Raw genomic sequence first — 26,429 nt, forward strand, 5'->3', positions numbered from 1 at the left:
GATTAAATGAATATAAGGTCATTAGTCCTATGCTAATTCGACAAAACTGGTTTTCGCCATTGCAAAGCAACTGTCCCTTCTCCAGCATGAACTGCCAGTGATGAACTCAAGTCACCAATTAAAATATCAGCAGCCGGAATTTCTTTAAGGAGCTCTTGTTTTAGACTTTCAGCTTCTTTCATGACGTGACCATGCATGATTTGGAAGCGCTGAACACCATACTCATCATGATCTTTTTTCGCATGATTAATTAAATACTGAATGGCTTTTTTATGTGAGCGAACTTTATCAATCGGTTTTAATTCACCATCAGGGGTCAGCTGAACAATCGGTTTAATCTGCAACAAACTTCCCAAATAATATTGAGCGCCACTCATTCGTCCACCTTTATAAAGTTGGGACAGATTACCGATTAAAATATAGTTACGGAAATCCGCTGTTTCCTTTTCCAATCGCTGCGCAATTTCCATAGCTTCGAGCCCTTGTTTTTCAAGCGTAAGTCCACGTTCAATCAAGCCAGATAAGCCATAGGATAACGCTAGTGAATCGATGGCATAGATTTTAAAGTCACTCATTTCCGCACCAGCAGTAGAAGAGGCAATGGTTCCGCTGAGTTTTGTCGAAGCATGGACAGCAATAGCGCATTCATAGTCATTTTTTAATTTGTCATACAACTCCGCGAATTTTCCAGCAGATGGCTGAGAAGTTTTTGGGAAACTGGTCGCTTCTTTAATACGTTTATAAAGTTCATCGTTCGTCAAATCAATGCCATCGTCAACAAACTCTTCTGTGCCAAAATGAATATTCAGTGGAACGATATAAACGTCCGGATGTGCTTTAAATTCTTCAGTTACAAAGCCAGTCGTATCCATAATCCACGCTATCAGCTTTTTCATAAAAAAACCCCTATCTTTTTTAGAATAATTTGAATACAAAAACTATACCATGGATAATATTTCAACGATAGTACGAGTTGAAAAACTGCTCATAACGAATGAGAAAATCAGCGGAATCGGCTATTGAATGATTTTTCGATATCTGATTTATGCTTAATTACAATAACGATAATCGCTATAAATAGCGGCCAGATGACAAACCATACCTGCAAAAGTAACGCCATTGTTACAAACCCGGTAAAACTTGCAAGCATGGATAAGGTGGCGCTTTTGAACCAAGGATAAAACGCCAAAAATAAAATAAACATAACTAAAAATAAATCCGGTGTTAAACAAAAAGTTACACCGACAAAAGCAGCAATTCCTTTGCCACCTCGGTACTTGAGCCAAAAAGGAAACAAGTGACCGAGAATAACAGCCAAACCGGCGACAGCCATTGCCCAAATAGAAAAATTAAAAAAGAAACCAATCCAGACAACTAACGCGCCTTTTCCAGCATCGCCGAGAAAAGTCAAAACAAACGCTGATTTTCCGAGAATAGCGCCGGCATTTCGAGCGCCGAGATTACCGCTGCGTTGCTGACGTAAATCAACACCTTTCCATTTACCAATCCACCAAGCAGTTAGGAAATTACCGATTAAATAGGATACTAGCCAGTAAACAATCATAGAAAGTCCCCCAATTCCAAAAATAGCTCAAAGTAGAAAGGCCTTCCCTGCATATCAGGAAGGCCTTTATAGAATAGATTAATTTAGCTTGGCTGCTTCGAAAAGGTAGTCGCTAATGACGCGAAGTCCTTTATCAAAGTTCTCCAAATGGAAATGTTCATTGGGTGCATGAAAATTTTCAGATGCCAGTCCGAAGCCCATTAAGACAACAGGCAAGCCAAGAATTTCGTCGAATGCAGCAACAATTGGAATCGATCCGCCCATCCGTGTAAAGGCAGTTGGTACTCCGTAAACTTTCTCGTAAGAACATCCGGCTGCTTGAATGGCAGGGTGATCGAACGGTGTCAAGAAAGGTTTTCCTTTATCAAACTCCGTAATTTCAACAGTTACGCCGGCAGGTTTATGGGATTCAACATGTGCTTTTAGTTTCGCTACGATGTCGTCTGGGTCTTGATTAGGCACTAAGCGACAGGTAATTTTTGTGCTAGCTTCAGCAGGAAGCACAGTTTTGATGCCTTCACCTGAGAAGCCCCCAGTAATGCCGTTTACTTCAAGTGTCGGGCGAATCCAGGTTCGCTCAACAAAAGAATAGCCTACCTCACCAAAGTCCTCCGAAATACCAATTTCCTGTTTTTCGTGTTCAAGATCAAATTCAAGTGCGGCAAATTCTTCGCGCTCTTTGTCTGATACTTCGATAACGTCGTCATAAAAACCTTCTACTTGAATTAAGCCTTCTTTGTCGCGGAACGATTGTAAGATTTCCACAATAGCATGCAATGGGTTTTGGACTGCGCCGCCGTAAAGACCAGAATGCAAATCGCCTTTTGGTCCTTTGACATCAATTTGAATACCAGCAAGTCCGCGCAAACCATAGCATACAGCAGGACGCCCAGGTCCTTGCATGCCTGTATCGGAAATGACGATGATATCCGCCTTTAATAATTCTTGGTTTTCTTCGACGTATTTCGGAAGATTCGGACTGCCGATTTCTTCTTCACCTTCGATAATGAATTTAATGTTCACTGGCAATTCATCGTTTAACTTGAGTAAAGCTTCCACGGCTTTGACGTGCATAAAAACTTGTCCTTTGTCGTCACTTGCACCGCGAGCAAACAATTTGTTATCGCGCACTTGTGGCTCAAAAGGAGCTGATTCCCAAAGGTGTAGAGGGTCTACTGGCTGCACATCGTAATGGCCGTATACGAGTACAGTGGGTTTGCCTTCTGCATGAAGCCAGTCTGCATAAACAACAGGATGTCCATCAGTTTGGTCGATTTTAACATTTTCCAAACCTACATGTTCCATCGCAGTGACCAGCCATTCTGAAGCTTTGTGCATATCGGCTTTGTGTTCAGATAAAGAACTTACTGAAGGAATGCGTAAAAACGTTTTTAATTCGTCTAAATGTGTTTCCCGGTTGTCTTTAAAGTATTGGTCTACAGCTTGAATGTTCATCAGGATCCCTCGATTCGTTAAATTTACGTATAAAAAAAGTATAACATACCAGGTTTTGGTTTTCGACAAGTGGAAATTGGCTATGGTATAGTGTTTACTACGGAAAGAGTTCGTAAAATTTTGTGTTTATGACACTGGAGGAAATAAAATTGTTTATAGCATTAGGTATCTTTTTATTCATGTCGTTTTTCTTATCGGGAAGCGAAACGGCATTGACCGCAGTAAATAGGATGAAGGTCCATCTTCGCGCAGAGCAGGGTGACGCCAAGGCGCAGAAACTGCAGAAATTGATTGCGAAGCCGGACCGAATGATTACAACAATCTTAATCGGTAATAATATTGCCAATATTATGTTGCCAACGCTGGTAACGACAATCGCTATTACTAGAGGATGGGAAGTCGGAGTTGCCACTGCCATTTTGACGGTCATTTTAATTATTTTTGGAGAAGTGTTACCTAAAACCATTTCAGCTACATTTGCTGATAAAGTGGCTTATATTGTTTTCCCAGTTATTAGTTTTATGGTCGTTGCATTGCTGCCGTTAACTTGGTTGCTGGCGCAATTTACAAATATTTTTATTCGTATCATTTCAAAAGGTACAGTAAAAGAAGCGACTATGACGAAAGAGGAATTGCGAACGATGGTTGATATTGCATCGACAGAAGGCACTTTTGAAGAAGATGAATCTGAACGTATCAAAGGAGTTTTGGATTTCCCTCATAAAGACGTATCAGATGTTATGTCTACTCACCGAACAGACACGGTAGGAATTTCCATTGACTCGACCTATGAAGAAGTTCGCGATCTAATCTTAGATTCGTCTTATACGCGTTATCCTGTTTACGAAGAAAGCATGGATAATGTCGTTGGCTTATTTTATTCGAAAAAATTGATTGAATGGTCGATGAATCCGAATTTGACTTTAGAAGAATTGATGGACGATAATCCACTGTTCGTTGTCCAATCGGTTAGTGTGGAAAAAGTCTTTAAGATGATGATGTCGAAGAAAAAGCATATGGCTGTTATTTTAGACGAGTACGGTGGCACACTAGGCATCGTTACACACGAAGACATTATCGAAGAAATGATTGGTCAGGATATCGAAGATGAAACAGATGAAGATGATGATGAATTAGTTTTTGAAATGACCGACAAGATGTTGTCTTGTCATGGGCGTCTTGAAATTGAAGACGTCAACGATATGTTCAACGTTGAAGTGCCAAATGATCATGACACCATTGCAGGATTTGTCATGCAGCAACTGGGTCATGTGCCAGAAGAAGGCGAACAGTTTACCTATGAAAATCTTTACGTTGAAATCAACGAAATGGATCGTAACCGGATTGTTCGCTTAACCATTACAAAAACAGATAAAGAAGAAGTCTCAGTCTAAAAAAACCTCTGTCTCCGGACAGAGGTTTTTTTTGATAGATGACTAGAGAAATCATCTATAGTCATACTATTGTAGGGAAGCGAGCAGAGTAGAAATTTAGAAATAGGTTGAACTAATGATTTCTACTTGTCGATATTCCGCAAAACAGCTGTGTTTTCGGGCCTATAGGATTTGGGATATGCATCTGGTGCGAAAGGACGTCACGGTATCAGTTGCCAAGGGCTTGCGCCGAACTCACTTTGGCTGGACGCACAAGTGAGTTCGGCAGTTCACTTGCCCACGGAAGTCATGCCTAAAGCGGTGTAGAAATTCGGTTTCTTTCATTTAACTTATCTAACTTGAGAAGTGCCCACAACCGAAACTTTCCAGCTGTCAGTTATTAGTTCAATTTATACAATTTCAAATTGCAGGTTCCCAATATTACACATTTGTAAGGAGAATGAAAGTACAAGCGATAGAGTGAAAGCAAAATTTCCGTCAATATAAGGATATAAGACAAAGCGGAAGCGTTGATGGCTTCGCTGGACAATCAGAACGGACGGGGGCACGATCATGGAAACGTTATATACAGAATACAATCGATACATCTACCATTTATGCTTAAAACTAACACGCAATAAAGCAGAAGCGGAAGATTTAATGCAAGAAGTTTGGCTAAAAGTTGTACGCTACGAATCCTCTATTGCTGAGGTGGACCATGTCAAAGCATGGCTGACAACCATCTGTATGAATACGTTCCGTGATCGTTACCGCAAAAATGTAAGACGCAGCAAGCACTTGATACAACAGCCAGAAGGCTTGGACGTTTCTTTGCTTGATCTAATCGCTTCGGATTCAGAAGGTGTAGCTGAATTGTTGGAAAAACAAGATGTTTCCGTTATGATTCGACATAAAATTTCAGAGCTAGATTCGATTTACCGTACGACAATTTTGTATTTTTATGTTCACCAATACTCGTTGATTGAAATTGCCGATGTCATGAAAGTGTCAATCGGTACGGTGAAATCTCGTTTGTTCCGCGGCAAACAACGCTTAAAAGATATGTTGATGGATGATGCTCGGACACGCGAGTACGTCGTAGCCATTTAAAAAAGCAACCGAATTTTCGGTTGCTTTTTTTTATGGAAAAAATTATAAGAATTTTAATCTTTTGCTGGTTATAATGGACTTAAGGGGGAAAGTCTATGAAAAAGAGAAAGTTTAAAAGTGGGAGCAAAAGAAAAAGAATTATTATGAGAAGTCTCGGTGTTCTGGCGTTCCTTTATATCGCAGTTATCGCTTGGCAGACATTTAAGCCTTTACCTGAAGGAGTTTCAACTGCAGGTGATCTTCACAAAGTAGACCAAGTTGAAATGATCTATGACTTGTCGTATGCACAAGACAAAGAAGGTACGGAAACAGAAAGTGAACTGCAGATATTCAATGAAATTTACGCAATGATTGATCAAGCAGAAGAATTCATCGTCATAGACCTTTTCCTTTTCGATAATTACAATGACCAAAAAACAGATTTTCCAGCAGTAGCAGAAACTTTAACAGATCACTTATTAGATAAAAAAGAAAAAAATCCGAATCTGCCAATCTATTTTATCACCGATCCATTAAATTACGGTTATGGATCTTATGACAGCCAATTTCTAGATACATTAGAAACTGAAGGCGTTGAAGTCATTGTGACGGATCTGGACAAGCTACGCGATTCCACACCACTTTATTCCGGATTTTACCGTATCATTTTTCAATGGTTCGATAACAGTGGAAAGGGATGGATACCAAACGGCATGTCGAGTGATGCACCTGATTTAACGGCATCTTCTTATCTGGAAATGATGAATATTAAAGCCAATCACAGAAAAGCGGTCATTACCGAAAAAGAAGCAATCATCAGCTCAGCAAACCCTCACAATGCCAGTGGGTTACATAGCAATATGGCTTTCAAAGTCAGTGGTCCGATCATCAATGATATACTAGCAGCTGAAGAAGCCGTGTCCCAGTTTTCAGGCGGACCGGACTTTCCGAGAATCAAAGCAACTGAACAACAAGGTCAATACGAAGTTCAATACCTGACAGAGCGAAAAGTGTTAGATGCGTTGCTTCCGGATATTGAACAAACAAAAAAAGGAGACTCGATTCAACTGGCGATGTTCTATATCTCAGAGACGAGTGTGGTCAATGCGTTAACGGATGCGGCTAATCGCGGAGTCGACGTGCACCTGATACTAGATGCCAACGAAAATGCTTTTGGTACCGAAAAAACAGGATTGCCGAACCGACCTGTAGTGAATGAAATGCTTGCCGAATCAGATGACCATTTGCAAGTGCGTTGGTATAATGCAGTCGTCGGCCAGTTTCATACAAAATCTATTATGATTCAAAGGCAGGATGAAACAGTCGTCATGGGCGGCTCAACGAATTATACGGAACGAGCATTCAATGACTACAACCTTGAAAGTACATTACGCATCGAAGCACCGAATGACAGTGAACTGACTACAGAAATGACTCAGTATTTCGATCGGCTATGGAGTAACGAGGATGCGCTTTATACACTCGATGTCGAAGAATATCAAGATGATTTCAGCTTTTGGCAACGTGGAATTTATGGCTTCCAAAAACTGTTTAAGTTAACGACTTATTAAAAAAATGCCTCTTCTGGAAAACCAGAAGAGGCATTTTTTCGGTTCTTAAACTTCTTCCGGTTTACCCGCAGAAATCCATTCTTCAACATCCCAGACTTTTGTTGCCAGTCCTTCGTAAAATTCAGGTTCGTGGCTGACCAAAACAATTGTGCCTTTATATGCTTGCATCGCACGTTTCAATTCAGCTTTTGCATCGATGTCCAAGTGATTCGTAGGCTCATCGAAAATGAGCCAATTGCTTTCTTCCATCATCAACTTGCACAGTCGAACTTTAGCTTGTTCGCCACCGCTCAACTGCGTCATTGGACGTGAGATATGCTCGTTTTTTAAACCTGTACGAGCAAGTGCGCCACGTACTTGGCCCTGGTCCATACTTGGGTAAGCTGACCAGATTTCGTCCAGCGGCGTATGAGTTGGTGCTTTGACTTCCTGTTCGAAATAACTTGGCGTCAAATATTCTCCGCGCAGAACATCACCATCGAGCGGTTTGATTTTGCCGAGCATTGTTTTGAGTAACGTCGATTTACCGACACCATTCATGCCGACAAGCGCAATTTTTTCCCCACGTTCGATCATAAACGTTAATGGAGGAAGAAGTGCTTTGTCATAGCCAATCGATAGAGCTTCCGCTTCCACAACATAACGACTCGGACTACGTGTTTCTTTAAAAGCAAATTGTGGTTTTGCTGCAACTTCAGGCTTATCAATGCGGTCCATACGATCCAGCTGTTTCTGGCGAGATTTAGCACGACCCGTTGTAGAAGCACGAGCTTTGTTTTTCGCAATAAAGGTCTCAGTTTTTTTGATCATGTCTTCTTGTCTTTCATAAGCATCCAAATGTTGTTGCTTGCTTAGTTCTGCAAGTTCAATAAATTTCTCATAAGTTGCTGTATAGCGAGTTAAACGTGAAAATTCCAAGTGGAAAATGACGCTCGTAACACTGCTCATAAATTCCGTATCATGTGAAATCAATAGGAAAGCATGTGGGTAGTTTTTTAAATAGTTAACAAGCCATTGAATATGCTCCTCGTCGAGATAGTTGGTCGGCTCATCCAGAAGCAAGACTTTTGGTTTTTCAAGAAGCAGTTTGGCAAGCAAGAGCTTTGTGCGTTGTCCGCCGGAAAGAGCTTCAACATTGCGGTCAAGTCCAATTGCATCAAGACCCAAACCGCGAGCGATTTCTTCCACTTTGCCGTCAAGTGTGTAAAAATCACCAGCATCTAAAGCATCTTGTGCTTCAGCCATTTGCTCAAGCAATTCTTCTAATCGCTCAGGATCCGCATCGCCCATTTGCATCGCGACATCGTTCAGTTCTTCTTCTTTTTTATAAAGAGGTAAGAACGCGTCTTGAAGAGTTTGACGGATTGAACGTCCTGGTTGCAATTGCGTATGTTGATCTAAATAACCATAATGTGTCCGTGGCTGCCATTCAACGCGTCCGTCGTCATGAATGATTTTGCCCGTTAAAATGTTCATCATTGTCGATTTACCAACTCCATTGGCCCCGACTAATCCCACATGTTCGCCTTCGACCAAACGGAATGATACATCGTTAAAAAGAGTACGATCACCGAAAGTATGGCTTAAATTTTCTACTGTTAATAAACTCATTTAATAAATTCCTCCATTATCATAAAAAAAATCGCGGTTACAGATCCGCGAGTTTTTGGTTTAATTCCGCAAGTTGTCGTTCCATTTTTTCTAACCGTAGTTCTGCTTTCTCCACCATGCCAGCGTGTCCAGTCGTTTCGAGCTTTTCGATATCACCTTGATGGCTTACATAATCCATCTTCAGTTCAGCAATCGCATATTCCAATTCCTGCTTGTTCACAAAATCACCCTTATTTTTCTACCAGTGTAACACAAAAACACGGAAATTGAATGCTTTACGATTCCCATTCAATATATAATACCTGTATAATGCCAAAAAAGAACGAAAGGAAGTGACCTGCCATCGATACCTTATTATTTGACTTGATGCTTATTATTTTTCTGGGAGTGCTTTCCCAATGGATCGCTTGGCGTCTTCAGCTTCCTGCTATTGTACTGATGTCAATTGCGGGGCTTCTCGTAGGCCCGATTTTTGAAGTGATTCACCCTGCAGAGAGTTTTGGAGAATTGTTTAATCCGTTTATTTCGTTAGCGGTTGCCATTATCTTATTTGAAGGCAGTTTGAATTTAAATTTTAAAGAAATTCGTAACTTTAGCAAACCCATTTTACGAATCGTTACACTTGGTGCTTTTATCGCCTGGATTGCAGGATCTCTCGCAGCCCATTATATAGCTGGGCTATCGTTTGGTGTAGCGTTTGTTATTGGTGGCTTATTCATCGTTACCGGACCTACGGTTATTTTACCGATGTTGCGGCAGGCTAAGTTAAAATCACGTCCTGCAGCTATCTTGAAATGGGAAGGAATTGTAGTGGATCCTTTTGGTGCGCTGCTCGCTTTGTTTGCGTTTCAATTTGTGTTGTTTGCCATTGGTGATGAGACTGCAGCTGCGTTTGGCTTATTTTTCTTGGCATCATTGTTTGCTGTGGCACTCGGTGCTGGAGCAGGATGGCTAATGGGAATGATGTTCGAAAAAGGACAAGTTCCAGAATTCCTCAAAGCTCCGATGGTATTTGGTGTAGTGTTATTGGTTTTCGTTGTGTCAGACATTGTAATGCACGAAACAGGACTACTAGCAGTTACAGCAATGGGAATGATTATGGCCAACATGAACATTGCGTCTATTAACGATATGCGTCATTTTAAAGAAAATATTTCTGTCTTGTTGATTTCTAGTATTTTCGTCATGCTCACGGCTTCGCTTAGCTTAGAGGTCTTGATCGGTATCTTTAATTGGCAAGTGATTTCCTTTGTATTGGCAATGCTGTTTATCGTTCGACCTTTATCCATCTGGTTGTCGACCATTGGGACGGACTTGACGATTCAAGAAAAAACGCTGGTTGGCTGGATCGCACCTCGTGGCATTGTCGCATTGACCGTCTCGGGGTATTTTGCAGGCGTCTTGCTGGAAGCTGGTTTTGCGGATGCGGAGTTGTTGACCGCTTTAACATTTGCACTGGTCTTTTCTACTGTGATTGTCCACGGCTTTACGATTGGCTGGGTTGGCAAAAAGCTTGGACTTGCGACAGCTGACGATCCAGGGGTCATTATTATCGGTGCTAGCCGGTTCGCGACAAAACTCGGCAAAGTATTAGCGGATCTTGAAAAAAGCGTTTTGATTATAGATTCCTCTTGGGGGCGTTTGCAAGAAGCCCGTCAAATGGGACTAAAGACGTATGCCGGTGAAATTCTATCGGAACATACTGATTATGAAGTTGATTTAACGCCGTATGAAACGATGGTGGTTGCGACTGGAACTGATTCGTATAACGCGCTCGTCGTTAATAATTTTGTTCCAGAAATGGGCCGTGCAAATCTTTACCAGACAGCGATTCAAGAAGGCGACCCAGGCGATTTTCATTCCTCATTGAGTGGTCGAACATTATTTGGAGAAGAATGGAACATCCATAAGTTGGAAACAAAAGCAGAAGCAGGCTACACGATGCGCAAAACACAATTGTCGGAGCAGTTTACTTATGAAGATTTCAAGACAAAATGGTCTAACGATACCATTCCTTTGTTTGTTCAATACGCCCAAGGCAAAATTGAGTTTTTTGCAGAAAACAACAAACTCGAGCCAAAAGCTGGAGACACCATCGTCAGCTTTACTGCATCTTCTCCCGAATCTGAGCGAACGCAGGAACGTTTAGAAAGCAAACGTTCAAAAAACGGAACTCAGGCTAAAGAATGAAATCTCTCTCTCAAAAGTAATTAAGGTACGTAATGTGAAACAGGGTTTGTTATGATGAAGACAAACAGGTTATTGCGATGCTGCAAGTAGATGCAGTCGACAGCAAGAACGTATTTTGAGGAGGACAAGAGAGTATGAAAGTTTTATTAGTAGACGGCACGATCATCGGCAGAAAAACCGGTGCCATTCTGGAACAAATTCAAGTTTATATTAATGAAACCAATCCTGAAATTGAGTTAAAATTATTAAAGTTAGCTGATTACGATCATCAGTTTGTTGATGGGCGACCGCTTGGTGAATACAATGACAGCATGCAAGAAATGGTTCATCGTTTTGAAGAAGCAGATGGCTATATCATCGCAACACCGATTTTCCAAGGATCCATTCCGGGTGTGTTGAAAAATACATTTGATATGCTTCACCCGCGCACGATGCGTTACAAACCGGTATCAATCGTGGCAAATGGTGGAACGTATCAGCATCACTTAGTGATTGAAAATCAGTTAAAGCCGATTCTTGATTACTTCCGCTGTCTTGTAACGCCAAACTATGTATACACGCATACGAGTCATTTTGACGAAACCAATACGATTGTCAGTGAAGACGTTCACAATCGCTTGCGCGAATTGGCACGTGTTTTCGTGCAATATGCTGAAATGAGCAAACATTTGTCGAAAGAAACATTGGATAATCATTAATAAGGTAGTGAAGAAACCTCCCGGATGTGGGAGGTTTCTTCTTTTTGGATTTTATTTGAAATGGGTTTAGGTTTTATTCCACTAATTGGGCTTGCTGTCGAAAAGGAGTAGAATACTGTCCGAATTGGCTAGAATACTGTCCGAATTCCACCCAATACTGTCCAAATTACGAAAATACTGTCGAAACGCTAAAACGCCTCGGGAATCACATACTGCCGATCTTTAAAACGGCCGTGATAAGGCATTTTCGTGCTCGCTAAGAGCTTCGAAGCAATCGAAGGAGACGTGATTCCTGTAAAATCGCGAAATTCTCGGCTGCTGATTGTCGGTTTGACCAAACTGCGGTATTGCCTGAGCGCATCAAGATGCGCGAGAGGATCAGCATGCAGACATGCATTACAACGCCATTTTCCACCACGATAATGGAGCAGGCAATATGGGCAGTTGGGGCATAACACACCAGGTGGAAATGAATCCGTAAGTCCAAGTGACGTAAATGGTTTTATTGAATAGAGCGCGAGTAAGTTTTTCGCCAGTGACTCTGTTTTTCTTTGAGATAATACATCGTGCGGGTGAAGAATCAACAATTGTTCCATGAGGTGTGGTAGTCCAGATGACTGAATCATGATGCGACTGCCTGCGCGAGATTGAATCACAGACGATGGGTACGTAAAAATGATGGCGCCGACAACAGGCAGCTGGATGCGTTGCTTGCGTAAAAATTGTTCCAGCCACTTTTCGTGGCGGCGCAATTGATCGTCTGGATTATTCATGCCATCAATGCTGCCGTCTTTATTGGTTCTGGAAAATTGCCTCAAAGTAGGATCGAAATTGAGCAAGCCAGAAATGCTTTTGATTTCCAAAGCCAATACAAATCGACTAGTCACAAGAACACTATCAATTTGATGGGAAGACATCTCTTTTTGAATGAACAAGTCGTGGATGAAATAATGCGGTAACGAGAGGTCGATTTCGTGCCAAAAGGAGTCTACGCGCAATTCGCCGTGATATCCGGCGGTGATGCGACGGAGTTTTTCTGTCCAGTGGGGATGTCGGGGATGGACAGTGGGCATTCGTTGAAGCAAACTTTCCAGTTGGAAAATTTGAGGGGGCTTTATGCGTGTTTTAATGATCAATCGATCCTCTCCTTTATGTGAAATTACTTTAAATATAGCTAGAATGAGCGTGTTGTGCAAGTGGAATTTGAAGTTAATGGAAGTACTGTCCGGATTGGATGAAATACTGTCCAAATTCGAGAAATACTGTCCAACCCCCAAAAATACTTCTGAAAAGCCAGTCCCAACAGAAAATGTTACACTAATCACAGTAGAAATGAGGGTGAATATAAATGAAATCAATCGTTTTAGCAGAAAAGCCATCCGTCGCACGTGACATTGCGCGTGTATTAGGGTGCGAACAAAAAGGCAACGGCTATTTAGAAGGCAAACAGTATATCGTCACGTGGGCACTCGGCCATTTGGTGACGCATGCGCAGCCAGAGCAATACAACAATGATTTTAAAGAGTGGAAAATGGATACGTTGCCGATTATTCCAAAACCATTTAAATTAGTGCCAATCAAACAATCGATGAAACAATTTAATGCGGTAAAATCTCAATTACAGCGCGGCGATGTCAAAGAAGTCATCATCGCAACAGACGCAGGCCGCGAAGGGGAGCTTGTCGCACGTTGGATTTTAGAGAAAACCAATACACATAAACCGGTAAAACGGTTGTGGATTTCGTCGGTAACCGACAAAGCCATTAAAGACGGCTTTAACAACTTAAAAGACGGGCGTGCTTACGAAAATCTATATGCAGCGGCTGTTGCACGCGCAGAAGCGGATTGGGTCGTCGGGATTAACGCAACACGCGCACTAACTGTTAAATACAACGCACAATTATCAACAGGGCGCGTACAAACGCCGACACTTGCGATGATTGCGGAACGCGAAAAGCAAATTCGCAACTTCCAACCGAAACCTTATTACGGTATGCAAGCCATCACCGATCAAGCAAAATTCACGTGGACAGATGGCAACTCGACACAATCATTTGATAAAGAAAAAATTGACAAGCTATTCAACAAACTCGAAAACACACATGAAGGCACCGTAACGGACATTAAAATCACGCCGAAACGTCAGCCAGCACCGCCTTTATTTGATTTGACCGAACTGCAAAAAGAAGCTTATAAGCGCTATAGCTGGTCGGTGAAAGAAACACTTAACACGCTGCAAAATTTATACGAGCGCTATAAAATCGTGACATACCCGCGTACAGACTCGAAACATTTAACGAGTGATATGCGCGATACGTTAAAAGATCGCGTAAAAGCAGTGCAAGTCGGACAGTACCGCAGTTTGTCGGCAATGATTTTGAAAAATCCAGTGGCTCCGCAAAATGGCGTCATTGATGACGCGAAAGTATCCGATCACCATGCCATTATCCCGACGGAAGAAACACCACCGCTGCACGAATTATCAGACAAAGAGCATAAATTATACGACATGATCGTCAAACGGTTTCTTGCTGTATTTTATCCGCAATACGAATATGATCAAACGACGGTCAAGCTAACGGCTGGAGGCGAAACGTTCCAAGCAAAAGGCAATACCGTTCGCAATGAAGGCTGGAAACGTATTTATAAAGACGAAAACGATAATGACGATACGACATTGCCAGCGTTTGAGAAAGGTCAGTCGTTGACACTCAAAGGCATTGCGTTAACAGATGGCAAAACCAAGCCACCTGCATTTTTCAATGAAGGAACGTTACTTGGCGCCATGGAAAATCCAGCGCAGTTTATGAGTGGCGAAACAAAAGAAGTGATTCAAACGCTTGGCGAAGTGGGTGGACTTGGCACAGTAGCCACACGAGCTGACGTCATCGATAAATTATTTAATACCTTTTTGATCGAGAAAAAAGGCAAAGATTTGACGATTACGTCAAAAGGTCGCCAGTTGCTGGAGCTTGTTCCGGAAGACTTAAAGTCTCCGAAACTGACCGCCGATTGGGAGCAGCAATTAACGAAAATTGCGAAAGGCCAATTGAAAAAAGATGACTTCATAAAAGAAATGATTGTCTTTGCTGAAAAATCGGTGTCAGATATTAAAAAGAGCGATAAGAAATTCAAACACGATAACATTACTGGCAAAATGTGCCCGGATTGTGGGAAACCGCTTCTTGAAGTCAACGGTAAGCGTGGCAAGATGAACGTCTGCCAAGATCGTGAATGTGGTTACAAAAAACAAGTAGCGATGCAAACCAATGCGCGCTGCCCAAATTGTCATAAAAAATTGGAATTGCAAGGTGAAGGAGACGGCAAGATTTTCGTCTGCAAATGTGGTCATCGTGAAAAACTATCAGCATTTGAGAAACGCAAAAAATCCGGTCAATCCAAAGCCAACAAAAAAGACGTCAATAAATACTTGAACCAGCAAGATGAAGCCCCTCAAAATACCGCAATGGCCGAAGCCTTGAAAAAATTATTAGGTCAAAGCGAATAGAATCTTGAGGCGTATGATGATATGCTGTGACTAAAGAATCTTTTCAAAGCAAGGGGAGAGGTTATGGCGAAGAAAATGGTGAAAACCAATGCAGCACGTATGCTTGATAAAAGTGGAATCTATTACGAACTGCTTCATTACCGTACAGAAGACGGCAAAGTAGACGGAGTTTCTGTCGCTGCAAAAATTGGTTTTGCTGTAGAATTTGTATACAAAACGCTGGTTGCAACGGGGGCATCAAAACAGGCTTACGTCTTTGTCATACCCGTTGCAGAAGAATTGGATTTTAAAAAAGCCGCCAAAGCCACTGGTGAAAAGAAAATCGAAATGCTACCGGTCAAGGAAATCTTGACATTAACTGGCTATATTCGTGGGGGTTGCTCTCCTGTTGGCATGAAAAAACCGTTCCCGACCTTCATTTCCTCAGAAGCTGGACAACTAGATGAAATAATCGTTTCTGCTGGTAAAATTGGTGTTCAGCTGAAACTAGCTCCTAATGAACTGCTGGCTGCAACAACTGGTCAGTTTGCCGAGTTGACAGCATCAAGTCAATAGAGCATCCATCCATTCGCGTTGAATGGGTGGATTTTTCATATCACAATAAAAGAAAGAAGGATGTTGATGAAGCGTTCGCTATTTTATCGCTGGCTGTTCTTTATCGTTGGATTGATTGTCCTCGCTCTTGGCTTTACAATGACCATAAAAGGCAGCAAATTAGGAATTGGGCCGTGGGATGTGCTACACGTCGGATTGTATTTAAAATTTGGACTGACCATTGGTACGTGGTCAGTCATTGCCGGTTTCACACTGATTGGGAGTACGGCTTTCTTTACGCGAAGGATCCCGCAAATCGGTACTTTTTTAAATATGTTGCTCGTCGGAGTCTTTATCGATGTTTTTAATTTTTTAATTCCTGATATTCAAACCTTGGTCGGACAAATTGTGATTTTGTCTGCCGGAATTATTATTTCAGGCTACGGCGTCGGTCTTTACGTATCACCGAAAATTGGTGCAGGTCCTCGGGATAGCTTGATGATGCTGCTCGTTGATAAGACAGGACTTAGTATTAGTGTCGTTCGAGCAGGAATTGAAGTAGGAGTGGCATTACTGGGTTGGTTGCTCGGTGGACCTGTTGGCATTGGAACCATTGCCGTTGCTTTGTTAACTGGTAGAATTGTACAAGTTTCTTTGCCACAATTTGAAAGATTGTTAGTAACACTGATCGGTGAAAAAGAAAATCTGCCGCCCGTTCTGAAAGTTTAAGAGTTAGGCGTGTGTAACTTATTCTAAAGTGATGTGAAGTCTAACTACAAGTAGAGCCTGGCATTGGTTGCCGGGCTTTTTTGTGCCTCAATTTTAACGCATCCAAATTAAAGATACTAATGCATTTCACAACTCATGATAGTTGAAACCCATACGGCAATATGTTATAAATAAAACCTAGTAAGTCTATTGGTTTTGTAAAATACGAATTTAACGGAGGATTTTATGGGTCGAGAATTTGTAGAAATATTTGATGAGTGGGTTCATACCTATGATGATTCAGTTAGTGGAAAAGACGAGGAATACAAAGACGTCTTCTTAAAATACAACGAAATCTTGCAGGCAGTGGCTGATGCAGCCAGTGAGCCAGTTATCGAGTTTGGTGTCGGTACCGGAAATTTGACTGAAAAACTTCTTGAACGCGGGCTGCAAGTAGTAGGAATCGAACCCAACCAAGCGATGCGTAAAGTAACTGCAGAAAAAATGGCAGACTTAAAAGTAATCGACGGAGATTTTTTGGAATTTGAAGCCGGAATTTCACCGCAAAGCTTTGTCAGTTCTTATGCGTTCCATCATTTAACGGATACAGAAAAAGCCCAAGCTTTTCAACTTTATGCCGATCAACTGCCAAGAGGCGGAAAAGTAATTTTTGCAGACACTGTATTCGTTTCAGAAAGAGCCAAACAGGAAATAATTGCGTTTGAACAAAATAGAGGTCATCTTAATTTAGTAGAAGACTTGAACCGTGAATACTACACGACGGTTCCAAAACTAGAAGAGTTGATTACAAAAGCAGGGTTTACCGTAAAGTTGTCGAAGATGAACAACTATGTCTTTCTGATTGAAGCAACTAAAATCTAAGGAGCGATAGAGATGAAAAAAATGAATGTTGAAAGCTTTAACTTGGATCACACAAAAGTAGTGGCACCATATGTCCGTTTAGCTGGAGAAAAAACAGGAGCTAAAGGCGATACGATTCGCAAATACGACATCCGTTTCAAGCAACCAAACAAAGAGCATATGGAAATGCCTGGACTTCATTCGCTTGAACATATGATGGCTGAACACAGTCGCAATCATTCTGATAACATCGTTGATATTGGGCCAATGGGATGCCAGACAGGATTTTATTTGTCTGTTATTAATTTGGATGATTATGATGAAATTCTTCAAATATTAGAAAATACATTAAAAGACGTCTTAGAAGCAGACGAAGTGCCAGCATGCAATGAAGTTCAATGTGGTTGGGCTGCGAGTCATAGCTTAGAAGGCGCGAAAGAATTGGCGCGTGAAATGTTAGCGAAAAAAGATCAATGGACTCAAGTATTCGCTGAAACAGCGAACTAAGGAGAATCTTGATGAATTATGTAACGACCATTCAACAATTGATCGGGAACACACCATTACTAGAGTTAACACATAGTAAAATCCCAAACGGTTGCCGCATCTTTGCCAAGCTTGAATATTTCAATCCAGGCGGAAGCGTCAAAGACCGATTAGGCGTTTCGCTTATTGAAGATGCTGAAAAGCGTGGTGTCTTAGAGCCAGGCGGCACAATCATAGAGCCAACTGCTGGCAATACCGGCATTGGATTAGCGATTGCTGCAATTGGCAAAGGCTATCACGTGAAATTTGTAGTACCCGAAAAATTCAGCCAAGAAAAACAAGGTTTGATGCGCGCATTAGGAGCAGAAGTCATTAACACACCGACGGCAGAAGGCATTAAAGGTGCCATCAAAAAAGCCGAGCAATTGGTTAAAGAGCAAAATGCCTTCTCACCTTCTCAATTTTCCAACCCGGCGAATCCACAAACTTATGTTCAAACACTTGGTCCGGAAGTTTGGACTGCATTAGACGGAGAAATTGATATTTTTGTTGCGGGTGCTGGATCAGGTGGAACTTTTATGGGGACTGCTCGCTATTTAAAATCGCAAAAGCCATCGATAAAAACGGTCATTGTGGAACCAGAAGGCTCAATATTAAACGGTGGGTCATCAGGACCTCATTTGACCGAAGGCATCGGCATGGAATTTTTGCCGGATTATATGGATAAAAGCTATTTTGAAGCGATTCATACAATTACGGACAAAGATGCATTCATGGCAGTTCGAGAACTAGCGAAGACAGAAGGCTTGTTGGTTGGTAGTTCGTCAGGAGCGGCATTTGTAGCAGCGTTACGCGAAGCCGAAAATGCGAAGCCTGGAAGTCATATCGTGACAGTGTTTGCCGATTCAAGTGAACGCTATATGAGTCAACATATTTACGATAGAAGTTTTGAGGAGGAACAGCAATGAAGCCAAAAACGAGATTAATCCACGGTGGCATTGTCGGCGACGAAGCAACAGGCGCTGTATCGACACCGATTTACCAAGTGAGCACGTATAAGCAGGAAGCGGTCGGGAAATTTAAAGGCTATGAATATTCACGTACCGGAAACCCGACACGTCACGCACTGGAAGAATTGATAGCAGATGTCGAATTCGGTCATGCTGGATTTGCATTTGGCTCAGGGATGGCCGCTATTTCATCAGTTATGATGTTGTTTTCAGCAGGTGACCATATCGTGTTAACCGATGATGTATACGGTGGAACTTACCGTGTCATCAATAAAGTATTAAACCGCTTTGGCTTAGAATTTACTTTTGTGGATACTGGAAACCTAGCAGAAGTAGAAGCCGCTGTAAAAGAAAACACAAAAGCGATTTTCATTGAAACACCGACCAACCCATTGCTAAAAGTAACGGATATTGAAGCTGTTGCAGCATTTGCGAAGTCGAAAAACTTAGTAACGATTGTTGACAATACATTCATGACGCCTTATTTACAAAACCCAATTAAATTAGGTGCAGATATTGTCTTGCATAGCGCAACAAAATACATCGGTGGACATAGTGATGTTGTGGCAGGACTGGTTGTTGTGAATTCAGCGGAACTTGCTGAGGAAGTTCACTTTGTGCAAAATTCGATCGGTGCAATTTTAGGACCACAAGATTCTTGGTTACTCATTCGCGGACTGAAAACCTTAGGTCTGCGCATGGAAGAAGCGAACTCTAATGCGCAAAAAATTGCGGAGTTTTTAGAAGGGCACGACGTTGTTGGGAAAGTCATTTATCCGGGACTCGAAAGCCACCCAGGTCGCGAACTAATGCAAAAACAAGCGACGGGCTTTGGCGGCATGATTTCGTTTGATGTCGGCAGTAAAGAAAAAGCAGGAGAATTACTGGCGAAATTGAAATACTTTACGTTGGCCGAAAGCTTAGGGGCAGTTGAGAGTTTAATTTCTGTGCCAGCGCAAATGACACACGCATCGATTCCAATTGACCGCCGTGCAGAGTTAGGTATTGTAGAAGGTTTGGTGCGAATTTCAGTCGGAATAGAAGATGTAGAAGATTTGATTGAAGACCTAGCGTATGCATTAAAATGAGTAGAAAGCGGACCTCGGTCCGCTTTTTCTTTTGGAAAAAATGGCGGTATGGTAAGATAGAGACAGAATTTCGTTTTGAAAGGAAGAGGACATTGTCAAAAAAACTAGATGCATTTTTAGATGAGAACTTAACAGAATTAAAAGAGCAAGGTCTTTACAATGAAATTGACCCGGTTGAAGGACCAAACGGCGCGATCATTAAAGTTCGCGGCAAAGATCTGATCAACCTTTCTTCAAATAACTACTTAGGACTTGCGACAAACGAAGACTTGAAACAAGTAGCAAAAGACGCAATCGATAAGTATGGCGTCGGAGCAGGTGCGGTTCGTACGATTAACGGAACGCTTGACCTACACGTGAAACTAGAAGAAAAGCTTGCTGAATTCAAAGGAACAGCAGCAGCAATTTCCTATCAATCTGGTTTTAACTGCAACATGGCGGCGATTTCAGCTGTAATGGATAAAAACGATGCGATTCTTTCGGATCAATTAAACCATGCATCGATTATCGATGGTTGCCGTTTATCGAAAGCGAAAATCATCGCTTTCAAACACTCGGATATGGAAGATTTGCGCATGAAAGCAAAAGAGGCTACAGAATCAGGTCTTTACAATAAAGTGATGGTCATCACAGACGGCGTCTTCTCGATGGATGGCGACATTGCCAAACTTCCAGAAATCGTGGAAATCGCAAAAGAATTTGATTTGATTACGTATGTGGATGATGCACACGGATCAGGCGTAACGGGTAAAGGTAAAGGAACGGTAAAACATTTCGGTCTTGAAAAAGAAATCGATATGCAAATGGGAACTTTATCTAAAGCAGTCGGCGTTGTCGGCGGTTACGTAGCTGGTAAGAAAAACTTGATCGATTGGTTGAAAGTGCGTTCACGTCCATTCTTGTTTTCAACAGCAGTAACTCCAGGAGACGTTGCAGCGATTACTGCAGCGGTACAAATGATCATTGACTCAACAGAATTGCACGATAAGCTATGGGAAAATGGCGATTACTTGAAAAAAGGTCTAGACGCCTTAGGCTTTGACATCGGTCATTCCGAAACACCAATCACACCTTGCATCATCGGCGACGAGAAGTTAACACAAGAATTTTCAAAGCGTTTATTTGAAGAAGGCGTTTATGCAAAATCAATCGTCTTCCCAACAGTTCCAAAAGGCACGGGACGCGTACGCAATATGCCAACAGCGGCTCACACAAAAGAAATGTTAGATGAAGCGATCGCGACTTACGAAAAAGTCGGCAAAGCATTAGGCGTTATCAACTAAAAAATACGAAACAAGCCAAGCGACATGCCGCTTGGCTTGTTTTTATTTCCAAATAAAGGCGATACTGTCCAGATTGGACCAAATACTGTCCGAATCGTGCAAAATACTGTCCGAATTTCTCAAATACTGTCCAAATCAACCCGAATACTGTCCAAAGCCTTTTCTTGCGCCTCAAAATAAATCGCAGCAAAGACTTTTGCCGTCACCAACATGGCATTTTCATTAAAATCAAAGTTTTCATGATGATGCGGGTAAACCAATTCGCTATCATCCATTTTGGCGCCAACAAAAAAGTACGCGCCTGGCTTAGCTTGCGTATAATACGTAAAATCCTCAACTGGCATAATCGGATCGATTTCCACTACATGTTCATCTCCCAGCACGCCGCGTGCAGCGGCACGAACAATATCCGTTTCAGTGAGGTGATTCCAAAGCGAGTCGTAGCCCGTTTCGATGATCAATTCGGCAGTGGCGCCCATCGCTATGGCGACATTTTCCACAATTGCCCGTAAACGTTGTCCTGCAAGTATGCGAAGCTCAGGATCAAAGACACGAATGGTGCCTTCTAAAACAGCTTTGCTTGAAATAACGTTATCAGCATCACCCGCATGGAATTTACCGATAGAAACGACCAATTCTTTTAATGGATTGGCGTTACGGCTAACAATGGATTGAAGCGCGACCATAATATGGCTCGCTACTAAAATCGGGTCGATGCCTTGATGAGGTTCTGCGCCATGAGTTCCAGAACCGTGGACGGTAATTTTGATAGCATCTTCAGAAGCTTGCAAAAAGCCATCCCGCAAATAAACGCGACCCACATCCATCTTGCTCTGCAAATGAGCACCGAAAACTGCATCGACCCCGTCTAAGCAACCATCTTCAATCATGGCACGTGCCCCGCCTGGTGATAGTTCCTCACCAAATTGATGGATTAACACGATGGTTCCAGGCAAATCTTTTTGGATCGCGACCATCGCTTTTGCAAAACCAAGTAACGCAGCGGTATGTCCGTCGTGTCCACAAGCATGCATAACACCAGGGACCGTAGATTTATACGAGACATCTTTTTGATCCTCAATCGGCAACGCATCGAAATCGGCACGGAACGCGATCGTCTTGCCCGGTTTGCCACCACGAATTGTTCCAACGACCCCTCGTCCACCAACATTACGACGAACGTCAACGCCCATTGCTTCTAGTTGCTCTGCAATAAAAGCAGGAGTCGCGATTTCTTGATGCGACAACTCAGGATTCATGTGTAAGTATCTTCTAATTTCTACCATCTCTTCGAACAACGAATCGATTTGTTGTATGATTGTCATTTTCAAAACTCCTTTGATTATCAAATAAATTATCAATTATTCATAAAGTTCACTATAGTATAAGTATACAACAAGTTAAATCCATTGGAGGCTCTTAAATGAAAATTACAAAAGCGACGTTACACGCGGTCAGATTTCCTCTCAACGAACCATTTATTATTTCTTACGCAACTTATCCAGATATGCCAGCATTGATTGTCGTATTAGAAACGGATACCGGACTGACCGGCTACGGCGAAGCAGTTCCAGATGAGCATGTCACGGGAGAGTATTTTACTTCGGCATTTGAAGTGTTGAAAGAACAATTCCTCCCGGCAATTATCGGGCTGAGTCCATTCGACATCGAAGCGATTCATTCGAAAATGACTGCCTTAATGACAGGTAACTCAGCTGCAAAAGCCGCTGTGGATATTGCTTGTTATGATTTAATGGGCAAAGCAGTGGGACAGCCAGTTTACAATTTAATTGGTGGACAAGCAACTGCATATTTGGATTATCCCAAAGTGCTGAGCATCGAAGCGCCTGAAATTATGGCGGAAAAAGCGTTGCACGCTGTCGAAATGGGTTATGCTTCCTTGAAATTGAAAGTAGGCAAAGGACAAGCAAAAGAAGACGTAGAGCGAATTTTAGCTGTTCGTCAAGCAGTCGGTAGCGACGTGCCAATCCGTGTTGATGTCAATCAAGGATGGAAATCACCAGGCATTGCAGTCGCAGCGATTAAACAACTCGAGGAGGCTAACATTGCCTGGATTGAACAGCCAATCCGTATGGGGGATATTCGCGGATTAGCAGAAGTCCGGTCAAAGACAGCCGTCCCAATTATGGCTGACGAAAGTATTCAATCGATGGAAGACTTGCTAGAAATTATTCGTTTGCAAGCAGCAGATGTTATTAACATTAAGCTAATGAAATGTGCCGGCATTTTCTATGCTACGCAAATGGCGAAGACTGCTGAAGCCGCTGGCATGTTGTGCCAAATCGGTTCGATGGTAGAATCATCTGTTGCTTCAGCAGCAGGCTATCACGTTGCGATGGCACGTATCAATATCGAAAGCACAGAATTAACCGGACCATTGCTCTTTAGCGAAGAAATTGGCGATTTAACTTATGAACATCCATATGTATTGTTATCAGGCAAGCCGGGTTTAGGTATAGAAATAGATCAAGCACAGCTAGACAAACTAACAGTAAAGTCATGTGTAATTGAGTAGAAACAGAAAAACTCGCATCCCTTACAAGGGGTGCGAGTTTTTCTGTTTATAAGAGTCGAATCTACACGGCAGCTTGCGCTTTTCTGGTTGTCCAGCGCAAGCAGCCAGATTCTAGGGTCTTAAGCCACTCTCACTATGCGACTGACGAGACGTCGCTTCGCGAGAGCGTCTTACGCCCGTCGAATCTACACGGCAGCTTGCGCTTTTCTGGTTGTCCAGCGCAAGCAGCCAGATTCTAGGGTCTTAAGCCACTCTCGCTATGCGACTGACGAGACGTCGCTTCGCGAGAGCGTCTTACGCCCGTCGAATCTACACGGCAGCTTGCGCTTTTCTGTTAATCCGTATCTTGAATTAAACTCAAAAAGCGTTTGGTTCGTTCTTCAGTTGGGTGATTGAAAATGTCTTCCGGCTTGCCGCGTTCGACGATGCGTCCTTCGTCCATAAACAATACTTCGTCAGCGACGCCTTTGGCAAAGCGCATTTCGTGTGTCACGACAACCATCGTCATGCCTTCAGCGGCTAAATCTTTCATAACTTGTAGCACCTCCCCAACTAATTCGGGATCGAGTGCAGATGTTGGTTCGTCGAAGAGCATGACTTTCGGTTCGAGTGCTAGCGCTCGCGCAATACCGACGCGCTGTTGTTGACCACCACTCAGTTGGAACGGGTAGTCATTGATTTTTTCGCCGAGCCCAACTTTTATGAGCAATTGCTCTGCTTTTTGTTTAGCTAGTTTTTTGTTTTGTTTTTGAACAGTAATGGGTCCTTCCATGACATTTTCAAGAGCGGTCATGTGAGGAAATAAATTATAATGCTGAAAGACCATGGCGGATTGTTTACGAAAAGCCATGATTTGCTTTTTTGATAATGGTTTAGCGAAATCGACCGTTTGTTCACCAATTGTTACTAAACCCGAAGTTGGGGTTTCCAACGTATTTAGGCACCGTAGAAATGTCGTTTTTCCAGAACCAGAGGGACCAATCACGACAATTGCTTGTCCTTTTTGAACATCTGTATCGATGCCTTTTAATACTTCGAGTTTACCGAACTTTTTATGCAAATTTTTTATTGAAATCATATTGAACTCCTTACTGCATTCAGTAACCTGCGTGTATTATCTGGAAACATAACGGTCAAAACGATGTTCGAGCCTGCCTTGGACTAATGACAAGGCAAAGCAAATGACCCAGTACAGCAATGCCGCTTGACCGTATAATAGCAGGAATTCATAATTGGTTGCGGCAATTTGCTGTGCGACTCTGAACATTTCGGTAACTAAAATTAGGGAAGCAAGAGACGTATCTTTGACTAAACTGATAAAGGTATTGGACAAGGGAGGCAAAGAAACGCGCGATGCTTGTGGCAAAATGACGCGCCGCAGCGATTGCGTGTAGGACATGCCAATGGTATTGGCTGCCTCCCATTGCCCTTTTGGAATGGACAAGATCGCTGCTCGAATCACTTCAGACGCATAAGCGCCGACGTTCAGCGAAAAACCAATGACTGCTGCTGGGAATGGATCGATTGTGATGCCAAGTGTCGGCAATCCATAAAATAAGATGAACAATTGAACGAGTAAAGGTGTCCCACGAATAATGGAAACATAAACACGTGCGATAAGTTGAAAAATCTTAACTGTGGAAATTCGAGCCAGCGCTGTCAAAACCGCCAATATCAAACCGAAAATAAAAGAGATAATCGATAAAGGTAATGTAAATTGAAGTGTTGCTTCGATCAAAGGAAGAAATGAGGATTGCGCAATATCCACAAGTCGTTCCATTCTGACCGGATCCGAAAAAATACTATTCAAGTACATTTTCACCAAACCATTTTTCTGAAATTTCATCGTACGTGCCGTCTTCAATCATGTCAGCTAGTGCTTGGTTTGCTTCCTCTACTATTGCGCCGCTGCCTTTTCTAAATAGTAGCCCACTTTGTGCAGCATCTTCTGATTTATCTATTACTTTTACTTTCGCATCTGGACGTTGTTTCAGAAAATCCAAAACGGTTAAATTATCGTTAACGGTTGCATCCACGCGACCAGAATTCAATAATTCAATCGCTTGGTTAAATCCTTCAACCCCTTCAAGCTCTGCGCCAAAAGAAGTTGCTGTTTCAGCGTAGTTACTTGTGAGCGATTGTGCAGACAACTGACCTTTTAAATCTTCGAAGCTTTTAATTTCATTATTATCTTCAGCGACTACTAGGACTGCGGTCGACGTAATGTATGGATCTGAAAACTCATAGCTTTCTTGGCGTTCTGGATTAATACCGACTTGATTGGCTACCATATCAAACCGGCCAGCATCCAACCCCGCAAACATGGCATCCCATTGTGTTTCAAGGAATTCAGCTTCTACGCCGAGGCGATCAGCCACTTCACGTGCAATTTCAACATCAAAACCAGTGAGTTCTCCTGAGGCATCATGGAACGTGAAAGGCGGATATGTGCCTTCTGTACCAATGACCAACGTTCCTTCTTCTTGGACTTTAGCCAATACATCGTCTTCGGATTTACTGGCATCATCTGTCGTTGGATCTTCTTCCTTTGAACCGCTGCAAGCAGCTAAAACGAACATTATTCCTACTAATAAAAACGTTAAACTAAATTTTTTCATCAATAATCTCCTCAATTCCTTTGTAGTTTTAATCTAGATAATTTCTTTTTGAATGTGTATCTTCTTATTTTTTTCCTAAGCTAGACAACCAAAATATAAAGTTTATTTAACCTACTTGTATAGTTGGTTTTAAAGCTAAAAAAAAGAACAATTGCTGACTAATCAAAAGAAATCCTAAAGTTGGTCTATTATAGCATGTCTTTTCCTGTTCTCCAACCGTGCAGACATAGAAAATAAGTCCGAAAT

24 protein-coding genes are annotated in these 26,429 nt (G+C 42.1%); 14 read left to right on the forward strand and 10 right to left on the reverse strand.

What is annotated here, in order from left to right; genetic code table 11:
- Window positions 1-32 precede the first annotated feature (32 nt).
- The 3 genes from QMF37_RS01335 to QMF37_RS01345 all read right to left on the reverse strand — a co-directional run bounded on the left by QMF37_RS01335 (window position 33) and on the right by QMF37_RS01345 (window position 3,019).
- Window positions 33-896: a DegV family protein gene (locus QMF37_RS01335; protein ID WP_283476113.1), complete on the reverse strand. Its 864-nt coding sequence runs from the start codon at window positions 894-896 to the stop codon at window positions 33-35.
- Window positions 897-1,003: 107 nt separating this feature from the next.
- A complete protein-coding gene (locus QMF37_RS01340) occupies window positions 1,004-1,564 on the reverse strand; it encodes a glycerol-3-phosphate acyltransferase (protein WP_283476114.1) in 561 nt (186 codons plus the stop codon).
- 78 nt (window positions 1,565-1,642) lie between these two features.
- Window positions 1,643-3,019, reverse strand: coding sequence for a dipeptidase (locus tag QMF37_RS01345; protein ID WP_481861787.1), 1,377 nt, complete (start codon window positions 3,017-3,019; stop codon window positions 1,643-1,645).
- A gap of 149 nt (window positions 3,020-3,168) precedes the next feature.
- Here QMF37_RS01345 and QMF37_RS01350 point away from each other — a divergent pair, with 149 nt between their 5' ends.
- The 3 genes from QMF37_RS01350 to QMF37_RS01360 all read left to right on the forward strand — a co-directional run bounded on the left by QMF37_RS01350 (window position 3,169) and on the right by QMF37_RS01360 (window position 7,052).
- Entirely contained in the window at window positions 3,169-4,413 is a 1,245-nt protein-coding gene (locus QMF37_RS01350) for a CNNM domain-containing protein (RefSeq protein ID WP_071153154.1), read from the forward strand.
- Between the two features lie 552 nt (window positions 4,414-4,965).
- On the forward strand, window positions 4,966-5,502 hold the full coding sequence (locus QMF37_RS01355; protein WP_058384386.1) for an RNA polymerase sigma factor: 537 nt from the start codon (window positions 4,966-4,968) through the stop codon (window positions 5,500-5,502).
- Window positions 5,503-5,597: 95 nt separating this feature from the next.
- Window positions 5,598-7,052: a phospholipase D-like domain-containing protein gene (locus QMF37_RS01360; RefSeq protein WP_283476116.1), complete on the forward strand. Its 1,455-nt coding sequence runs from the start codon at window positions 5,598-5,600 to the stop codon at window positions 7,050-7,052.
- Window positions 7,053-7,097: 45 nt separating this feature from the next.
- Here the strand turns inward: QMF37_RS01360 and QMF37_RS01365 are convergent, their stop codons facing one another.
- Window positions 7,098-8,663 (reverse strand): ABC-F family ATP-binding cassette domain-containing protein, encoded by a 1,566-nt coding sequence (locus QMF37_RS01365; RefSeq protein WP_058384388.1) that lies wholly within the window; start codon window positions 8,661-8,663, stop codon window positions 7,098-7,100.
- Window positions 8,664-8,700: 37 nt separating this feature from the next.
- Window positions 8,701-8,883 (reverse strand): SE1832 family protein, encoded by a 183-nt coding sequence (locus QMF37_RS01370; RefSeq protein ID WP_058384389.1) that lies wholly within the window; start codon window positions 8,881-8,883, stop codon window positions 8,701-8,703.
- Window positions 8,884-9,029: 146 nt separating this feature from the next.
- On the opposite strand from QMF37_RS01370, the gene QMF37_RS01375 reads away from it, so the two are divergent.
- Both QMF37_RS01375 and QMF37_RS01380 read left to right on the forward strand, forming a co-directional pair.
- Complete coding sequence (locus QMF37_RS01375) at window positions 9,030-10,853, forward strand: cation:proton antiporter (RefSeq protein ID WP_283476117.1); 1,824 nt, start codon at window positions 9,030-9,032, stop codon at window positions 10,851-10,853.
- 134 nt (window positions 10,854-10,987) lie between these two features.
- Complete coding sequence (locus tag QMF37_RS01380; RefSeq protein WP_071153157.1) at window positions 10,988-11,551, forward strand: NADPH-dependent FMN reductase; 564 nt, start codon at window positions 10,988-10,990, stop codon at window positions 11,549-11,551.
- A 188-nt stretch (window positions 11,552-11,739) separates the two neighbouring features.
- Here the strand turns inward: QMF37_RS01380 and QMF37_RS01385 are convergent, their stop codons facing one another.
- Window positions 11,740-12,930 carry an NERD domain-containing protein gene (locus tag QMF37_RS01385; RefSeq protein WP_283476120.1) on the reverse strand — a complete coding sequence of 397 codons (1,191 nt, stop codon included), beginning with the start codon at window positions 12,928-12,930 and terminating at the stop codon, window positions 11,740-11,742.
- Here QMF37_RS01385 and QMF37_RS01390 point away from each other — a divergent pair.
- The 8 genes from QMF37_RS01390 to QMF37_RS01425 all read left to right on the forward strand — a co-directional run bounded on the left by QMF37_RS01390 (window position 12,900) and on the right by QMF37_RS01425 (window position 21,029).
- A complete protein-coding gene (locus QMF37_RS01390; protein ID WP_283476122.1) occupies window positions 12,900-15,059 on the forward strand; it encodes a DNA topoisomerase III in 2,160 nt (719 codons plus the stop codon). The two genes, QMF37_RS01385 and QMF37_RS01390, sit on opposite strands and share 31 nt — an antisense overlap.
- Window positions 15,060-15,122: 63 nt before the next feature.
- Complete coding sequence (gene ybaK / locus QMF37_RS01395; RefSeq protein ID WP_283476123.1) at window positions 15,123-15,614, forward strand: Cys-tRNA(Pro) deacylase; 492 nt, start codon at window positions 15,123-15,125, stop codon at window positions 15,612-15,614.
- 66 nt (window positions 15,615-15,680) lie between these two features.
- Window positions 15,681-16,322, forward strand: coding sequence for a YczE/YyaS/YitT family protein (locus QMF37_RS01400; protein WP_058384395.1), 642 nt, complete (start codon window positions 15,681-15,683; stop codon window positions 16,320-16,322).
- Window positions 16,323-16,547: 225 nt separating this feature from the next.
- Complete coding sequence (locus QMF37_RS01405; protein WP_058384396.1) at window positions 16,548-17,183, forward strand: class I SAM-dependent DNA methyltransferase; 636 nt, start codon at window positions 16,548-16,550, stop codon at window positions 17,181-17,183.
- A 12-nt stretch (window positions 17,184-17,195) separates the two neighbouring features.
- A complete protein-coding gene (locus QMF37_RS01410; RefSeq protein WP_071153009.1) occupies window positions 17,196-17,669 on the forward strand; it encodes an S-ribosylhomocysteine lyase in 474 nt (157 codons plus the stop codon).
- Window positions 17,670-17,680: 11 nt separating this feature from the next.
- Window positions 17,681-18,616, forward strand: coding sequence for a PLP-dependent cysteine synthase family protein (locus tag QMF37_RS01415; protein ID WP_283476128.1), 936 nt, complete (start codon window positions 17,681-17,683; stop codon window positions 18,614-18,616).
- Window positions 18,613-19,746 (forward strand): bifunctional cystathionine gamma-lyase/homocysteine desulfhydrase, encoded by a 1,134-nt coding sequence (locus QMF37_RS01420; RefSeq protein ID WP_283476130.1) that lies wholly within the window; start codon window positions 18,613-18,615, stop codon window positions 19,744-19,746. Before QMF37_RS01415 ends, QMF37_RS01420 begins: the two co-directional genes overlap by 4 nt.
- A gap of 92 nt (window positions 19,747-19,838) precedes the next feature.
- On the forward strand, window positions 19,839-21,029 hold the full coding sequence (locus QMF37_RS01425; RefSeq protein ID WP_058384400.1) for a glycine C-acetyltransferase: 1,191 nt from the start codon (window positions 19,839-19,841) through the stop codon (window positions 21,027-21,029).
- A 119-nt stretch (window positions 21,030-21,148) separates the two neighbouring features.
- On the opposite strand, the gene QMF37_RS01430 is transcribed toward QMF37_RS01425, so the two are convergent.
- The gene (locus QMF37_RS01430; RefSeq protein WP_283476132.1) at window positions 21,149-22,354 is read right to left on the reverse strand and encodes a M20 metallopeptidase family protein; all 1,206 of its coding nucleotides are present in this window, start codon (window positions 22,352-22,354) and stop codon (window positions 21,149-21,151) included.
- 98 nt (window positions 22,355-22,452) lie between these two features.
- Here QMF37_RS01430 and QMF37_RS01435 point away from each other — a divergent pair, with 98 nt between their 5' ends.
- Entirely contained in the window at window positions 22,453-23,565 is a 1,113-nt protein-coding gene (locus QMF37_RS01435) for a mandelate racemase/muconate lactonizing enzyme family protein (protein ID WP_071153012.1), read from the forward strand.
- Between the two features lie 334 nt (window positions 23,566-23,899).
- On the opposite strand, the gene QMF37_RS01440 is transcribed toward QMF37_RS01435, so the two are convergent.
- Genes QMF37_RS01440 through QMF37_RS01450 form a run of 3 tightly spaced genes read right to left on the reverse strand, consistent with a single transcriptional unit; the run spans window position 23,900 to window position 26,183 of the window.
- Entirely contained in the window at window positions 23,900-24,643 is a 744-nt protein-coding gene (locus QMF37_RS01440; protein WP_283476134.1) for an amino acid ABC transporter ATP-binding protein, read from the reverse strand.
- Window positions 24,644-24,679: 36 nt separating this feature from the next.
- A complete protein-coding gene (locus tag QMF37_RS01445; RefSeq protein ID WP_058386841.1) occupies window positions 24,680-25,381 on the reverse strand; it encodes an amino acid ABC transporter permease in 702 nt (233 codons plus the stop codon).
- Window positions 25,368-26,183, reverse strand: a complete 816-nt coding sequence (locus tag QMF37_RS01450; RefSeq protein WP_149455985.1) for an amino acid ABC transporter substrate-binding protein — start codon at window positions 26,181-26,183, stop codon at window positions 25,368-25,370. The genes QMF37_RS01445 and QMF37_RS01450 overlap by 14 nt, the downstream gene beginning before the upstream one ends.
- Window positions 26,184-26,429 lie beyond the last annotated feature (246 nt).

The sequence above is a fragment of the Planococcus sp. S3-L1 genome, assembly GCF_030063085.1.
In the GTDB taxonomy this organism is placed as follows: domain Bacteria; phylum Bacillota; class Bacilli; order Bacillales_A; family Planococcaceae; genus Planococcus; species Planococcus kocurii.

Bases quoted from the DNA above. Each gene is read 5' to 3' on its own strand.
- QMF37_RS01440 (WP_283476134.1), bottom strand. From the start codon at position 24,643: ATGATTTCAATAAAAAATTTGCATAAAAAGTTCGGTAAACTCGAAGTA.
- QMF37_RS01365 (WP_058384388.1), bottom strand. From the start codon at position 8,663: ATGAGTTTATTAACAGTAGAAAATTTAAGCCATACTTTCGGTGATCGT.
- QMF37_RS01420 (WP_283476130.1), top strand. From the start codon at position 18,613: ATGAAGCCAAAAACGAGATTAATCCACGGTGGCATTGTCGGCGACGAA.
- QMF37_RS01380 (WP_071153157.1), top strand. From the start codon at position 10,988: ATGAAAGTTTTATTAGTAGACGGCACGATCATCGGCAGAAAAACCGGT.
- QMF37_RS01430 (WP_283476132.1), bottom strand. From the start codon at position 22,354: ATGACAATCATACAACAAATCGATTCGTTGTTCGAAGAGATGGTAGAA.
- QMF37_RS01415 (WP_283476128.1), top strand. From the start codon at position 17,681: ATGAATTATGTAACGACCATTCAACAATTGATCGGGAACACACCATTA.
- QMF37_RS01355 (WP_058384386.1), top strand. From the start codon at position 4,966: ATGGAAACGTTATATACAGAATACAATCGATACATCTACCATTTATGC.
- QMF37_RS01375 (WP_283476117.1), top strand. From the start codon at position 9,030: ATGCTTATTATTTTTCTGGGAGTGCTTTCCCAATGGATCGCTTGGCGT.
- QMF37_RS01435 (WP_071153012.1), top strand. From the start codon at position 22,453: ATGAAAATTACAAAAGCGACGTTACACGCGGTCAGATTTCCTCTCAAC.
- QMF37_RS01405 (WP_058384396.1), top strand. From the start codon at position 16,548: ATGGGTCGAGAATTTGTAGAAATATTTGATGAGTGGGTTCATACCTAT.
- QMF37_RS01410 (WP_071153009.1), top strand. From the start codon at position 17,196: ATGAAAAAAATGAATGTTGAAAGCTTTAACTTGGATCACACAAAAGTA.
- QMF37_RS01335 (WP_283476113.1), bottom strand. From the start codon at position 896: ATGAAAAAGCTGATAGCGTGGATTATGGATACGACTGGCTTTGTAACT.
- QMF37_RS01345 (WP_481861787.1), bottom strand. From the start codon at position 3,019: ATGAACATTCAAGCTGTAGACCAATACTTTAAAGACAACCGGGAAACA.
- QMF37_RS01445 (WP_058386841.1), bottom strand. From the start codon at position 25,381: ATGTACTTGAATAGTATTTTTTCGGATCCGGTCAGAATGGAACGACTT.
- QMF37_RS01340 (WP_283476114.1), bottom strand. From the start codon at position 1,564: ATGATTGTTTACTGGCTAGTATCCTATTTAATCGGTAATTTCCTAACT.
- ybaK (WP_283476123.1), top strand. From the start codon at position 15,123: ATGGCGAAGAAAATGGTGAAAACCAATGCAGCACGTATGCTTGATAAA.
- QMF37_RS01385 (WP_283476120.1), bottom strand. From the start codon at position 12,930: ATGGCTTTTCTGCTAAAACGATTGATTTCATTTATATTCACCCTCATT.
- QMF37_RS01360 (WP_283476116.1), top strand. From the start codon at position 5,598: ATGAAAAAGAGAAAGTTTAAAAGTGGGAGCAAAAGAAAAAGAATTATT.
- QMF37_RS01390 (WP_283476122.1), top strand. From the start codon at position 12,900: ATGAAATCAATCGTTTTAGCAGAAAAGCCATCCGTCGCACGTGACATT.
- QMF37_RS01450 (WP_149455985.1), bottom strand. From the start codon at position 26,183: ATGAAAAAATTTAGTTTAACGTTTTTATTAGTAGGAATAATGTTCGTT.
- QMF37_RS01400 (WP_058384395.1), top strand. From the start codon at position 15,681: ATGAAGCGTTCGCTATTTTATCGCTGGCTGTTCTTTATCGTTGGATTG.